Origin of the sequence: Enterobacter sp. T2, assembly GCF_010692925.1 — a bacterium.
Taxonomy (GTDB): Bacteria; Pseudomonadota; Gammaproteobacteria; order Enterobacterales; family Enterobacteriaceae; genus Enterobacter; species Enterobacter kobei.
Map to the genome: position 1 here is coordinate 760,244 of NZ_CP048736.1, position 13,375 is coordinate 773,618.

Genomic DNA, 13,375 nt, shown 5'->3' on the forward strand with positions numbered 1-13,375 from the left:
ATGCGCCGGATATTATCTGTATTGCTGGAAAACGAGTCTGGCGCACTGTCGCGCGTCATTGGGCTTTTCGCGCAGCGCGGCTATAACATAGAAAGCCTGACCGTTGCCCCCACGGACGACCCGACGTTGTCGCGTATGACGATTCAGACCGTTGGTGATGCCAAAGTGCTTGAGCAGATTGAGAAACAGCTGCATAAACTGGTTGATGTCCTGCGCGTGAGCGAGCTGGGGCAGGGGGCTTACGTTGAGCGTGAGGTCATGCTGGTAAAAATTCAGGCCAGCGGCTACGGGCGTGAAGAGGTCAAACGCAATGCGGATATTTTCCGCGGGCAGATCATTGACGTCACGCCTTCTCTTTATACGGTTCAACTGGTCGGGACCAGTGACAAGCTGGACGCTTTTCTGGCGTCCGTGCGGGATGTAGCAAAAATTGTTGAAGTGGCCAGATCGGGCGTTGTGGGTCTGTCACGCGGCGAGAAAATCATGCGTTAGTTGTCAAAAAGGTTCGCCTCTTTCTGCCCGGTCACCAAAGCCGGGCTTTTTTTTTGCGTAATCAGCCAATAACGCAGATAAAAGCGGTTGCCGCGAAGGCTTTTCTGCGTTTAGATGTTAAAAGATTTAACCATAACCTTGACAGGGCCATGGACTCTTTTCTTTTTTTAAGGGGCAATTGTGAAACTGGATGAAATCGCCCGGCTAGCCGGCGTGTCACGAACAACGGCCAGCTATGTGATTAACGGTAAAGCAAAGCAGTACCGTGTCAGCGATAAAACCGTTGAAAAAGTTATGGCGGTGGTTCGTGAGCATAACTACCATCCGAATGCTGTCGCTGCCGGCCTGCGCGCCGGGCGCACCCGATCGATTGGTCTGGTGATCCCCGATTTGGAAAATACCAGCTATACCCGTATCGCCAACTATCTTGAGCGTCAGGCTCGCCAGCGCGGCTACCAGTTGCTGATTGCCTGTTCTGAAGATCAGCCGGACAACGAGATGCGCTGCATTGAACATCTGCTCCAGCGCCAGGTGGATGCCATCATTGTATCGACCTCCTTACCGCCAGAGCATCCATTCTACCAGCGCTGGGCGAACGATCCTTTCCCTATCGTTGCGCTGGATCGTGCGCTCGATCGCGAGCATTTCACCAGCGTAGTGGGTGCCGACCAGGATGATGCGGAAATGCTTGCCGCGGAGCTGAGAACCTTCCCTGCTGAAACGGTACTCTATCTTGGCGCGTTGCCTGAACTTTCAGTGAGCTTCCTGCGTGAACAGGGGTTCCGAACCGCCTGGAAAGACGATCCGCGTGAAGTTCACTATCTCTACGCCAATAGCTATGAACGTGAAGCCGCTGCGCAGCTCTTTGAGAAATGGCTGGAAACGCACCCGATGCCCCAGGCGCTGTTCACGACATCCTTTGCACTCTTGCAGGGGGTGATGGATGTGACCCTACGCCGTGAAGGTAAGCTTCCCTCCGACCTGGCTATTGCCACTTTCGGGGATAACGAGCTGCTCGACTTCCTGCAGTGTCCGGTGCTGGCCGTGGCACAGCGTCACCGTGATGTGGCTGAACGCGTACTGGAGATTGTTCTGGCGAGCCTGGATGAGCCGAGAAAACCGAAGCCGGGTCTGACACGTATCAAACGTAATCTCTATCATCGCGGAATTCTTAGCCGCCATAAATGAAATGACGGGGCGGTGAAAACGGCCCCTTATTGCGGGAATAATTCGCTGAGTTAATTCCCGCAATGAAATTAGGATAATTCCTGCAGGATCATAATCTCCTCATTTTCTTAATTCATTTTGGCTTTTAAACTGCCCTTTAAGGAGCCTGAAAGCGATTTTAAACCGCTATCTTTGTATTATTTTGTTACAAACCGGCTTCGGTCGATGAATATTCAGACGTTTTTCCTGAACCCTGACCAGCCAGCGTGGCAACGGCCGCCTTAACCACGCGTCTGAATGAATCTGACGCTGTTATCCCCTGAGAATCTGTCATAAAATGCTGCCCGCGTCGCAAACTGACACTTTATATTTATCTGCGATGATATTGAGTGAGCTTTAACGCTAGTGTGCATATTCGGTTTTTTTCTTACAAATATTCATAACGTTAATTTTGCCTCGCCAGTTGTTCAGTTATTAGTCAGGTCTGTTTATCTCTGTAAATAGAGGGCTTTCGGGTCCTTATAGGGAGAGTCCTGGCTTGACAAGCTTTTCCCTCGCTCCGTAAACTCCTTTAGGTGGGAATTTGTGGGTTAAAGTGGTGAGGAGGGGTGAGACTGGCATGTTCCGTGGAGCTACGTTAGTCAATCTCGACAGCAAAGGGCGTTTATCGGTGCCAACCCGATACCGCGACCAGCTGATTGAGAACGCTTCGGGTCAAATGGTTTGCACCATTGACATCAACTCCCCCTGCCTGCTGCTTTACCCCTTACCCGAATGGGAAATTATTGAGCAAAAGCTGTCGCGACTGTCGAGCATGAACCCGCAAGAGCGCCGCGTACAGCGGCTGTTATTGGGACATGCCAGTGAGTGTCAGATGGATAGCGCCGGGCGATTACTGATTGCGCCTGTGCTGCGGCAACATGCCGGTCTGACTAAAGAAGTGATGCTGGTCGGGCAGTTCAACAAGTTTGAACTGTGGGATGAAACGACCTGGTATCAACAGGTCAAGGAAGATATCGACGCTGAGCAGTCCGATTCTGCAACTTTATCGGAACGGCTGCAGGACTTGTCTCTATAAATATGATGGAAAATTATAAACACAAAACGGTGTTACTGGATGAGGCCGTGAACGGCCTGAATATTCGTCCGGATGGCATCTACATTGATGGTACGTTTGGTCGCGGTGGTCACTCGCGTTTGATTCTCTCCCAGCTTGGAGAGGAAGGACGTCTGCTGGCAATTGATCGCGATCCGCAGGCGATTGCCGTTGCACAGACCATCAATGACCCTCGCTTTTCCATCGTGCATGGACCTTTCTCTGCGCTCGCGGATTACGTTGCCGAGCGCGGCCTGACGGGCAAGATCGACGGGATTCTTCTCGATCTTGGCGTCTCTTCACCACAGCTTGATGATGCTGAACGCGGTTTCTCCTTTATGCGTGATGGTCCGCTGGATATGCGTATGGACCCGACGCGCGGCCAGTCTGCTGCCGAATGGCTGCAGACCGCTGACGAAGCGGATATTGCATGGGTGATCAAAACCTTTGGCGAAGAACGTTTTGGCAAGCGCATTGCGCGCGCCATCGTTGAGCGCAACCGCGTTGAGCCCATGACCCGTACCAAAGAGCTGGCCGAAGTGATCGCGGCGGCGACGCCGGTGAAGGATAAGCACAAACATCCCGCGACCCGTACCTTCCAGGCGGTGCGCATCTGGGTAAACAGTGAACTGGAGGAAATAGAGCTGGCGCTAAAAAGCTCGCTCGACGTACTGGCCCCGGGTGGGCGGTTATCCATCATCAGCTTCCATTCGCTGGAAGACCGCATTGTGAAGCGCTTTATGCGTGAGCAAAGCCGCGGTCCTCAGGTTCCTGCGGGGCTGCCGATGACGGAAGAACAACTCAGGAAGCTGGGTGGTCGTCAGTTGCGAGCATTAGGCAAGTTGATGCCGGGCGAAGAAGAGGTGGCAGAGAATCCACGCGCCCGTAGTTCAGTGCTGCGAGTTGCAGAGAGGACGAACGCATGATCAGCAGAGTGACAGAAACCCTAAGCAAAGTTAAGGGATCGTTAGGAAGCAACGAGCGCCATGCCTTGCCTGGCGTGATCGGCGACGATCTTTTGCGGTTCGGGAAACTGCCACTCTGCCTGTTCATTTGCATCATTGTTACGGCAGTCACGGTGGTCACCACAGCCCACCATACACGTTTATTGACTGCGCAACGCGAGCAGATGGTACTGGAACGCGATGCGCTGGATATTGAATGGCGAAATCTGATCCTTGAAGAAAACGCGCTCGGCGATCACAGCCGGGTTGAACGGATCGCAACGGAAAAGCTGCAACTGCAGCATGTTGATCCTTCCCAGGAAAATATCGTAGTACAAAAATAAGGGAAAACGCGACGCATGAAAGCAGCGGCAAAAACGCTAAAACCAAAACGTCAGGAAGAACAGGCCAACTTTGTCAGTTGGCGTTTTGCGTTGCTTTGCGGCTGCATTTTACTGGCGCTGGGTTTCCTGCTGGGACGTGTGGCGTGGTTGCAAATCATCGCCCCTGACATGCTGGTACGTCAGGGGGATATGCGCTCTCTGCGTGTGCAGGAAGTGTCGACATCACGTGGGATGATCACTGACCGTTCTGGTCGCCCGCTGGCCGTGAGTGTGCCGGTAAAAGCGATTTGGGCCGACCCGAAAGAGCTGCACGACGCTGGTGGCATTACGCTGGACAACCGCTGGAAAGCGCTGTCAGATGCCCTGAAAATGCCGCTGGATCAGCTGGCTTCCCGCGTTAACGCCAACCCGAAAGGGCGTTTTATCTATCTGGCGCGTCAGGTTAACCCTGACATGGCGGACTACATTCGTAAACTGAAGCTGCCGGGCATTCATCTGCGTGAGGAATCCCGTCGTTATTATCCGTCCGGCGAAGTAACCGCTCACCTCATCGGCTTCACTAACGTCGATAGCCAGGGGATTGAGGGCGTTGAAAAAAGCTTCGATAAGTGGCTCACCGGCCAGCCGGGCGAGCGCATTGTGCGTAAAGACCGCTATGGGCGCGTCATCGAAGATATTTCCTCTACGGACAGCCAGGCGGCACACAACCTGGCACTGAGTATCGACGAGCGCTTGCAGGCGCTGGTTTATCGCGAGCTGAACAACGCCGTAGCGTTCAACAAAGCGGAGTCTGGCAGTGCCGTGCTGGTTGATGTCAGCACCGGCGAAGTGCTGGCGATGGCTAACAGTCCGTCCTACAACCCGAATAACTTTACCGGTACCGCAAAAGATGCGATGCGTAACCGGGCAATTACCGACGTGTTCGAACCTGGCTCCACGGTGAAACCGATGGTGGTGATGACGGCGCTTCAGCGCGGCATCGTCAATGAAAACACGGTTCTGAACACGATCCCTTACCGTATCAACGGCCACGAGATTAAAGACGTGGCGCGCTACAGCGAATTGACCCTGACCGGGGTGTTACAGAAGTCGAGTAACGTCGGTGTTTCAAAGCTGGCGTTAGCGATGCCGTCCTCAGCGTTAGTAGAGACTTACTCACGTTTTGGACTGGGAAAGGCGACCAATTTGGGGTTGGTCGGAGAACGCAGTGGCTTATATCCTCAAAAACAACGGTGGTCTGACATAGAGAGGGCCACCTTCTCTTTCGGCTATGGGCTAATGGTAACGCCGTTACAGTTAGCGCGAGTCTACGCAACGATTGGCAGCTATGGCGTCTATCGCCCGCTGTCGATTACCAAAGTTGATCCACCGGTTCCGGGCGAGCGTATCTTCCCGGAATCCATCGTTCGTACCGTTGTGCACATGATGGAAAGCGTGGCGCTGCCCGGCGGCGGCGGCGTGAAGGCGGCGATCAAAGGCTATCGCATTGCCATTAAAACCGGTACAGCGAAAAAGGTGGGGCCAGACGGCCGCTACATCAACAAATACATTGCCTATACCGCAGGCGTAGCGCCTGCAAGCAATCCGCGTTTTGCGCTGGTGGTCGTCATAAACGATCCACAGGCGGGTAAATACTACGGCGGCGCCGTCTCCGCGCCTGTGTTCGGAGCTATCATGGGCGGCGTGTTACGTACCATGAACATTGAACCGGATGCGCTGGCGACGGGCGAAAAAAGTGAATTTGTAATTAATCAAGGCGAGGGTACAGGTGGCAGATCGTAATTTGCGCGACCTTCTCGCTCCGTGGGTGCCAAATGCACCGGAGCGAGCACTGCGAGAGATGGTACTGGACAGCCGCGTTGCGGCTTCTGGCGATCTTTTTGTGGCGGTGGTCGGTCATCAGGCGGACGGGCGTCGTTATATCCCGCAGGCGATTGCGCAAGGTGTTGCTGCCATTATTGCTGAGGCCAAAGATGAGGCAACCGACGGTGAGATCCGTGAAATGCACGGTGTGCCGGTTATCTATCTCAGCCAGTTGAATGAACGTCTTTCTGCTCTGGCAGGACGTTTTTATCACGAACCTTCCGACCAGCTGCGTCTGGTTGGCGTGACGGGCACGAACGGAAAAACCACCACCACGCAGCTGATGGCGCAATGGGCCCAGTTGCTGGGTGAAACCGGCGCGGTAATGGGCACCGTGGGTAACGGCTTGCTGGGCAAAGTCAGTCCAACGGAAAACACCACCGGCTCGGCAGTTGACGTACAGCATGTTCTTGCCGGTCTGGCAGGGCAGGGGGCAACCTTTGCTGCGATGGAAGTTTCTTCGCACGGTCTGGTGCAGCATCGTGTTGCGGCGCTGAAGTTTGCCGCCTCTGTGTTTACCAACCTGAGTCGCGATCATCTTGATTATCACGGTGATATGGAGCATTACGAAGCCGCGAAATGGCTGCTGTTCTCGACTCACCATTACGGACAAGCCATCATCAACGCCGATGATGAAGTCGGTCGCCGCTGGCTTGCGAAGCTGCCAGACGCGGTTGCGGTGTCGATGGAAGACCATATCAATCCGAACTGCCACGGCCGCTGGCTGAAGGCCGTTGACGTTAACTATCACGACAGCGGGGCGACGATCCGCTTTGCCTCTTCCTGGGGTGAAGGTGAAATTGAAAGCCGCCTGATGGGCGCCTTTAACGTCAGCAACCTGCTGCTGGCCCTGGCAACGCTGCTGGCGCTGGGTTATCCGATGGCTGAACTGCTGAAAACCTCAGCGCGTCTGCAGCCTGTATGCGGCCGTATGGAAGTGTTCAGCGCGCCGGGCAAGCCGACCGTTGTGGTTGATTATGCCCACACGCCGGATGCGCTGGAAAAAGCGCTGGAAGCGGCCCGCCTGCACTGTTCCGGTAAACTGTGGTGCGTCTTTGGCTGCGGCGGCGATCGCGATAAAGGCAAACGTCCACTGATGGGCGCGATTGCGGAACAGTTCGCGGATATTCCGGTAGTAACCGATGACAACCCGCGTACGGAAGAGCCGCGTGCCATCATCAACGACATTCTGGCGGGCATGCTGGACGCCGGTCGCGCCCGCGTGGTGGAGGGCCGTGCGGAAGCCGTGACCAACACCATCATGCAGGCCAAAGAAAATGATGTGGTTCTGCTGGCAGGTAAAGGCCACGAAGATTATCAGATTGTTGGCAATCGTCGTCTGGACTACTCCGACCGCGTAACGGCAGCGCGTCTGCTGGGAGTCGTCGCATGATTAGCATCACCTTAAGCCGGGCCGCTGCGGTACTGCACGGCGAACTGTTGGGTCCAGATCTGACCATTGACGCGGTAACCACCGACACCCGCAAAGTGACCGCGGGTTGTCTGTTTGTGGCGCTGAAAGGCGAGCGTTTTGACGCGCATGATTTTGCCGGGCAGGCTAAAGAAAACGGCGCAGGCGCGCTGCTGGTCAGCCGTAAACTCGATATCGAACTGCCGCAAATTGTGGTGAAAGATACGCGTCTCGCCTTCGGTGAACTGGCCGCCTGGGTTCGTCAGCAGGTGCCAGCTCGCGTTGTCGCGCTAACCGGATCATCAGGCAAAACGTCAGTGAAAGAGATGACGGCGGCGATCCTCAGCCAGTGCGGCAATACACTTTATACCGCGGGCAACCTCAATAATGACATCGGCGTGCCGATGACATTACTTCGCCTGACCAACGAGCACGAATTTGCGGTGATCGAGCTAGGGGCAAACCACCAGGGGGAAATCGCCTGGACCGTGAGCCTGACGCGCCCGGAAGCGGCGCTGGTGAATAACCTGGCGGCGGCACATCTGGAAGGCTTTGGCTCGCTGGAAGGCGTGGCGAAAGCGAAAGGCGAGATCTACACCGGTCTGCCCGCTGACGGTATTGCCATTCTCAATGCCGACAACAACGACTGGCTGAACTGGCAGAACATCATTGGCTCGCGTAAAACCTGGCGCTTCTCGCCGAATGCGGCCAACAGTGATTTTACCGCGACCAATATTCATGTGACGTCGCACGGTACAGAGTTCACGCTCACGACCCCAACGGGTGACGTAGACGTGCTGTTACCGCTGCCGGGTCGCCATAACATCGCCAATGCGCTTGCGGCTGCGGCGTTGTCGACGGCCGTGGGCGCGTCGCATGAGGCGATTAAAACCGGGCTGGCAACGTTAAAAGCCGTGCCGGGACGCCTGTTCCCGATCCCGCTTGCGGAAAACAAGCTGCTGCTGGATGACTCTTATAACGCGAACGTTGGCTCAATGACGGCGGCGGTGCAGGTGTTATCTGAAATGCCGGGCTACCGCGTCATGGTGGTCGGCGATATGGCCGAGCTGGGCGACGAAAGCGAAGCCTGTCATATCCAGGTCGGGGAAGCGGCGAAAGCGTCAGGGCTGGACTGTGTGCTGAGCGCAGGAAAACTGAGCGAGGCGATTAGCCGTGCCAGCGGCGTTGGCGAACATTTTGCCGATAAAGCTGCGTTGATTGAGCGCCTGAAGGCGTTGATTACAGAAAAACAAATTGTGACTGTGTTAGTGAAAGGTTCACGTAGTGCCGCCATGGAAGAGGTTGTGCACGCATTACAGGAGAACGGGACATGTTAGTTTGGCTGGCCGAACACTTGGTCAAATATTATTCAGGCTTTAACGTCTTTTCCTATCTGACGTTTCGTGCCATCGTCAGCCTGCTGACTGCGCTGTTCATCTCATTGTGGATGGGCCCGCGCATGATTGCCCGTCTGCAAAAACTCTCTTTCGGCCAGGTGGTGCGTAACGACGGTCCTGAGTCGCACTTCAGTAAACGCGGTACGCCGACCATGGGCGGGATTATGATCCTGACTGCGATCGTTGTCTCCGTGCTGCTGTGGGCGTATCCGTCTAACCCATACGTCTGGTGCGTGCTTACCGTGCTGGTGGGCTATGGGATCATTGGTTTTGTGGATGATTACCGCAAAGTCGTTCGCAAAGATACTAAAGGCCTGATTGCCCGCTGGAAGTACTTCTGGATGTCGGTGATCGCGCTTGGTGTGGCCTTCGCGCTCTATCTGGCAGGAAAAGACACGCCCGCGACCGAGCTGGTGGTGCCGTTCTTTAAAGACGTCATGCCGCAGCTGGGGCTGTTCTATATCCTGCTGGCCTACTTTGTGATTGTCGGAACCGGCAACGCCGTGAACCTGACCGATGGCCTGGATGGTCTGGCCATTATGCCAACCGTCTTTGTGGCGGCCGGTTTTGCACTGGTGGCGTGGGCTACCGGTAACATGAACTTTGCTAACTACCTGCACATCCCTTATCTGCGACACGCGGGTGAGCTGGTGATCGTCTGTACGGCGATTGTCGGCGCGGGGCTGGGCTTCCTGTGGTTCAACACCTATCCGGCGCAGGTCTTTATGGGCGACGTCGGTTCTCTGGCGCTGGGCGGCGCGCTGGGCATCATCGCCGTGCTGCTGCGTCAGGAGTTCCTGCTGGTGATCATGGGCGGTGTGTTTGTGGTCGAGACCCTGTCGGTGATTTTGCAGGTCGGCTCCTTCAAGCTGCGCGGTCAGCGCATCTTCCGTATGGCGCCAATTCACCACCACTATGAACTGAAAGGCTGGCCGGAGCCGCGCGTGATTGTGCGCTTCTGGATTATTTCGCTGATGCTGGTGCTGATTGGCCTGGCAACGCTGAAGGTACGTTAATCATGGCAGATTACCAGGGTAAAAAAGTCGTTATCATCGGGTTGGGCCTTACCGGCCTTTCCTGCGTGGACTTTTTCCTTGCGCGTGGCGTGACGCCGCGCGTGATGGATACGCGTGTCTCTCCGCCGGGTCTGGACAAGCTGCCGGAACAGGTTGAACGCCACCTTGGTGGTCTGAATGATAACTGGCTGCTGGCCGCCGATCTGATTGTCGCCAGCCCGGGGATGGCGCTGGCGCACCCTTCACTCAGCGCTGCGGCTGATGCGGGGGTGGAGATTGTCGGTGATATCGAGCTGTTCTGCCGTGAAGTGCAGGCGCCCGTTATTGCGATTACCGGTTCTAATGGTAAAAGCACCGTCACCACTCTGGTGGGCGAAATGGCGAAAGCCGCAGGCATGAACGTCGGCGTGGGCGGTAATATCGGTCTGCCCGCACTGATGCTGCTGGACAAAGGCTGCGAGCTGTATGTCCTTGAGCTTTCCAGCTTCCAGCTGGAAACCACCTCCAGCCTGCGCGCAGCTGCCGCGACGATCCTTAACGTGACCGAAGATCATATGGACAGGTATCCATTTGGTCTTCAGCAGTACCGCGCCGCCAAGCTGCGCGTGTATGAAAATGCCAAAGTCTGCGTGGTTAACGCCGATGATGCGCTGACCATGCCGGTGCGCGGCGCGGACGATCGCTGCATTAGCTTCGGTATCACCATGGGGGATTATCATCTGAACCGTCAGTTGGGTGAAACCTGGCTGCGCGTGAAAGGTGAGAAAGTGCTGAACGTGAAAGAGATGAAGCTCTCCGGCCAGCATAACTACACAAATGCTCTGGCAGCACTGGCGCTGGCGGATGCTGTTGGCCTGCCGCGCTCTTCCAGCCTGAAAGCGTTAACCACGTTTTCCGGTCTGGCGCACCGTTTCCAGCTGGCGCTGGAGCACAACGGCGTGCGCTGGATTAACGACTCCAAAGCCACCAACGTGGGAAGTACGGAGGCCGCGCTGAACGGTCTGCATGTTGCCGGTACCCTGCATCTGCTGTTGGGCGGTGACGGCAAATCCGCTGATTTCTCCTCCCTGAAGCCGTACCTTTCAGGCGATAACATCCGCCTGTACTGTTTCGGTCGTGACGGCAGCGAGCTGGCTGAATTACGCCCGGAGATTGCCGAGCAAACTGAAACGATGGAACAGGCGATGCGGCTGATCGCCCCGCGCGTGAAGCCGGGGGATATGGTGCTGCTCTCTCCAGCGTGCGCGAGTCTCGATCAGTTTAAGAATTTCGAACAGCGTGGCGATATCTTTACTCGCCTGGCGAAGGAGTTAGGCTGATGCGTTTATCTCTGCCTCGCCTGAAAATGCCGCGCCTGCCAGGATTTGGAATTCTGGTGTGGCTGTTTGCGGCACTGAAAGGCTGGGTGATGGCTTCGCGGGAAAAAGACTCCGATAGCCTGATTATGTACGACCGCACCCTGTTCTGGCTTACGCTGGGGCTGGCGGCGATCGGCTTTATCATGGTGACCTCGGCCTCGATGCCCGTCGGACAGCGTCTGGCTAACGATCCCTTCCTGTTCGCCAAGCGTGACGGGCTGTACATCATTCTGGCATTCTGCCTGGCGCTGGTGACGCTTCGTCTGCCGATGGCATTCTGGCAGCGGCACAGTACGGCGATGCTGATTGCGTCAATTATCATGCTGCTGATCGTACTGGTTGTCGGGAGCTCCGTTAACGGGGCATCGCGCTGGATTGCGTTTGGCCCGCTGCGTATTCAGCCGGCGGAATTCACCAAGCTTTCGCTGTTCTGCTACCTGGCGAACTACCTGGTGCGTAAGGTCGACGAAGTGCGTAATAACCTTCGCGGCTTCTTAAAACCGATGGGCGTGATTCTGGTGCTCGCGATCCTGCTGCTGGCGCAGCCTGACCTCGGTACCGTGGTGGTGCTGTTTGTCACGACGCTGGCGATGCTGTTCCTGGCAGGGGCCAAGCTGTGGCAGTTCATCGCCATCATCGGAATGGGGATTTCAGCGGTAGTGCTGCTGATCCTCGCCGAGCCTTACCGTATCCGCCGTGTGACCTCGTTCTGGAACCCATGGGAAGATCCGTTCGGCAGTGGTTATCAGCTGACGCAGTCGCTGATGGCGTTTGGTCGCGGTGAGGTTTGGGGGCAAGGGCTGGGTAACTCGGTACAGAAACTGGAGTATTTACCGGAAGCGCACACTGACTTCATCTTCTCCATTATTGGGGAAGAACTGGGTTATATCGGTGTGGTATTGGCGCTATTAATGGTATTCTTCGTCGCTTTCCGCGCCATGTCGATTGGCCGAAAAGCGCTGGAGATCGATCACCGCTTCTCAGGTTTCTTAGCCTGTTCAATTGGGATCTGGTTTAGCTTCCAGGCACTGGTTAACGTCGGCGCCGCAGCGGGTATGCTGCCGACCAAAGGTCTGACGTTGCCGTTGATCAGTTATGGTGGTTCGAGCCTGTTGATCATGTCGACGGCCATTATGTTTTTGTTACGCATAGATTATGAGACGCGTCTGGAGAAAGCCCAGGCGTTTACACGAGGTTCACGATGAATCAACCGAAGCGGTTAATGGTGATGGCAGGCGGTACCGGCGGACATGTGTTCCCGGGGCTGGCGGTTGCGCACCATTTAATGGAGCAGGGCTGGCAGGTACGCTGGCTGGGAACCGCAGACCGCATGGAAGCCGATCTGGTACCGAAGCACGGTATTGAGATCGACTTTATTCGTATTTCCGGCCTTCGTGGCAAAGGTCTTAAGGCGCTGCTGCTGTCTCCGGTGCGTATTTTTAACGCCTGGCGTCAGGCACGCACCATCATGAAGCGTTTTAAGCCTGATGTGGTACTGGGCATGGGTGGCTACGTCTCTGGCCCAGGCGGGTTGGCTGCGTGGTCGCTAGGTATTCCCGTCGTACTGCATGAGCAGAACGGTATTGCCGGTCTGACCAACAAGTGGCTGGCGAAAATCGCCACCAAAGTTATGCAGGCGTTTCCCGGTGCGTTCCCGAAAGCGGACGTGGTGGGTAACCCGGTGCGTGTGGATGTGCTGGCGCTGCCGCTGCCGGACACACGCCTGACGGGGCGTGAAGGACCGGTACGCGTTCTGGTTGTGGGCGGCTCTCAAGGGGCGCGCATTTTAAACCAGACGATGCCGCAGGTGGCTGCAAAGCTGGGTGATGCCGTGACCATCTGGCACCAAAGCGGGAAAGGCGCGCAACAGACCGTTGAGCAGGCTTACGCCGCTGAAGGCCAGCCGCAGCACAAAGTGACCGAATTTATTGACGATATGGCTGCAGCCTATGCCTGGGCCGATGTCGTGGTTTGCCGCTCTGGCGCACTGACGGTAAGCGAAATTGCTGCCGCCGGTTTGCCCGCGGTGTTTGTCCCGTTCCAGCACAAAGACCGACAGCAGTACTGGAACGCGCTGCCGCTTGAGAAAGCCGGTGCGGCGAAGATATTTGAACAGCCACAATTTACCGCCGACGCGGTCGCCACTACCCTGGCGGGCTGGAACAGAGATGCATTGCTGGAGATGGCACAACGCGCGCGCGCGGTGGCAATCCCGGATGCGACTGAACGGGTGGCAAAAGAAGTGAGCCTGGCAGCCCAGGCTTAACCCTCGCAGCGCGTGTTGCGC

Annotated in this window: 12 protein-coding genes; all 12 read left to right on the forward strand. The window is 56.1% G+C overall.

Annotation, left to right across the window (positions count from 1 at the left end):
* Positions 1–492: an acetolactate synthase small subunit gene (gene ilvN, locus G0034_RS03600; RefSeq protein ID WP_014882536.1), complete on the forward strand. Its 492-nt coding sequence runs from the start codon at positions 1–3 to the stop codon at positions 490–492.
* Positions 493–672: 180 nt separating this feature from the next.
* On the forward strand, positions 673–1,680 hold the full coding sequence (cra, locus tag G0034_RS03605) for a catabolite repressor/activator (protein ID WP_014168621.1): 1,008 nt from the start codon (positions 673–675) through the stop codon (positions 1,678–1,680).
* Between the two features lie 598 nt (positions 1,681–2,278).
* Positions 2,279–2,737, forward strand: coding sequence for a division/cell wall cluster transcriptional repressor MraZ (mraZ, locus tag G0034_RS03610; RefSeq protein ID WP_014882537.1), 459 nt, complete (start codon positions 2,279–2,281; stop codon positions 2,735–2,737).
* Between the two features lie 2 nt (positions 2,738–2,739).
* Entirely contained in the window at positions 2,740–3,681 is a 942-nt protein-coding gene (gene rsmH, locus G0034_RS03615; RefSeq protein WP_014882538.1) for a 16S rRNA (cytosine(1402)-N(4))-methyltransferase RsmH, read from the forward strand.
* Complete coding sequence (gene ftsL / locus G0034_RS03620; RefSeq protein WP_014068894.1) at positions 3,678–4,043, forward strand: cell division protein FtsL; 366 nt, start codon at positions 3,678–3,680, stop codon at positions 4,041–4,043. The genes rsmH and ftsL overlap by 4 nt, the downstream gene beginning before the upstream one ends.
* Positions 4,044–4,058: 15 nt before the next feature.
* Positions 4,059–5,825 carry a peptidoglycan DD-transpeptidase PBP3 gene (gene ftsI, locus G0034_RS03625; RefSeq protein ID WP_014882539.1) on the forward strand — a complete coding sequence of 589 codons (1,767 nt, stop codon included), beginning with the start codon at positions 4,059–4,061 and terminating at the stop codon, positions 5,823–5,825.
* Positions 5,812–7,299, forward strand: a complete 1,488-nt coding sequence (gene murE / locus G0034_RS03630) for a UDP-N-acetylmuramoyl-L-alanyl-D-glutamate--2,6-diaminopimelate ligase (RefSeq protein WP_179120522.1) — start codon at positions 5,812–5,814, stop codon at positions 7,297–7,299. Before ftsI ends, murE begins: the two co-directional genes overlap by 14 nt.
* Positions 7,296–8,654 carry a UDP-N-acetylmuramoyl-tripeptide--D-alanyl-D-alanine ligase gene (murF, locus tag G0034_RS03635; RefSeq protein WP_045134570.1) on the forward strand — a complete coding sequence of 453 codons (1,359 nt, stop codon included), beginning with the start codon at positions 7,296–7,298 and terminating at the stop codon, positions 8,652–8,654. Before murE ends, murF begins: the two co-directional genes overlap by 4 nt.
* Positions 8,648–9,730, forward strand: coding sequence for a phospho-N-acetylmuramoyl-pentapeptide-transferase (mraY, locus tag G0034_RS03640; protein ID WP_008501985.1), 1,083 nt, complete (start codon positions 8,648–8,650; stop codon positions 9,728–9,730). The genes murF and mraY overlap by 7 nt, the downstream gene beginning before the upstream one ends.
* Positions 9,731–9,732: 2 nt before the next feature.
* Positions 9,733–11,049 carry a UDP-N-acetylmuramoyl-L-alanine--D-glutamate ligase gene (gene murD, locus G0034_RS03645; protein WP_032637505.1) on the forward strand — a complete coding sequence of 439 codons (1,317 nt, stop codon included), beginning with the start codon at positions 9,733–9,735 and terminating at the stop codon, positions 11,047–11,049.
* On the forward strand, positions 11,049–12,293 hold the full coding sequence (gene ftsW, locus G0034_RS03650) for a cell division protein FtsW (RefSeq protein WP_014882543.1): 1,245 nt from the start codon (positions 11,049–11,051) through the stop codon (positions 12,291–12,293). The genes murD and ftsW overlap by 1 nt, the downstream gene beginning before the upstream one ends.
* Entirely contained in the window at positions 12,290–13,354 is a 1,065-nt protein-coding gene (murG, locus tag G0034_RS03655; protein WP_014882544.1) for an undecaprenyldiphospho-muramoylpentapeptide beta-N-acetylglucosaminyltransferase, read from the forward strand. The genes ftsW and murG overlap by 4 nt, the downstream gene beginning before the upstream one ends.
* The last annotated feature ends 21 nt before the right edge of the window (positions 13,355–13,375 follow it).

Excerpts from the sequence above, each read along its gene's own strand:
- murD (WP_032637505.1), top strand. The coding sequence starts at position 9,733 with ATGGCAGATTACCAGGGTAAAAAAGTCGTTATCATCGGGTTGGGCCTT.
- murG (WP_014882544.1), top strand. The coding sequence starts at position 12,290 with ATGAATCAACCGAAGCGGTTAATGGTGATGGCAGGCGGTACCGGCGGA.
- rsmH (WP_014882538.1), top strand. The coding sequence starts at position 2,740 with ATGATGGAAAATTATAAACACAAAACGGTGTTACTGGATGAGGCCGTG.
- mraZ (WP_014882537.1), top strand. The coding sequence starts at position 2,279 with ATGTTCCGTGGAGCTACGTTAGTCAATCTCGACAGCAAAGGGCGTTTA.
- ilvN (WP_014882536.1), top strand. The coding sequence starts at position 1 with ATGCGCCGGATATTATCTGTATTGCTGGAAAACGAGTCTGGCGCACTG.
- murF (WP_045134570.1), top strand. The coding sequence starts at position 7,296 with ATGATTAGCATCACCTTAAGCCGGGCCGCTGCGGTACTGCACGGCGAA.
- mraY (WP_008501985.1), top strand. The coding sequence starts at position 8,648 with ATGTTAGTTTGGCTGGCCGAACACTTGGTCAAATATTATTCAGGCTTT.
- ftsL (WP_014068894.1), top strand. The coding sequence starts at position 3,678 with ATGATCAGCAGAGTGACAGAAACCCTAAGCAAAGTTAAGGGATCGTTA.
- ftsI (WP_014882539.1), top strand. The coding sequence starts at position 4,059 with ATGAAAGCAGCGGCAAAAACGCTAAAACCAAAACGTCAGGAAGAACAG.
- ftsW (WP_014882543.1), top strand. The coding sequence starts at position 11,049 with ATGCGTTTATCTCTGCCTCGCCTGAAAATGCCGCGCCTGCCAGGATTT.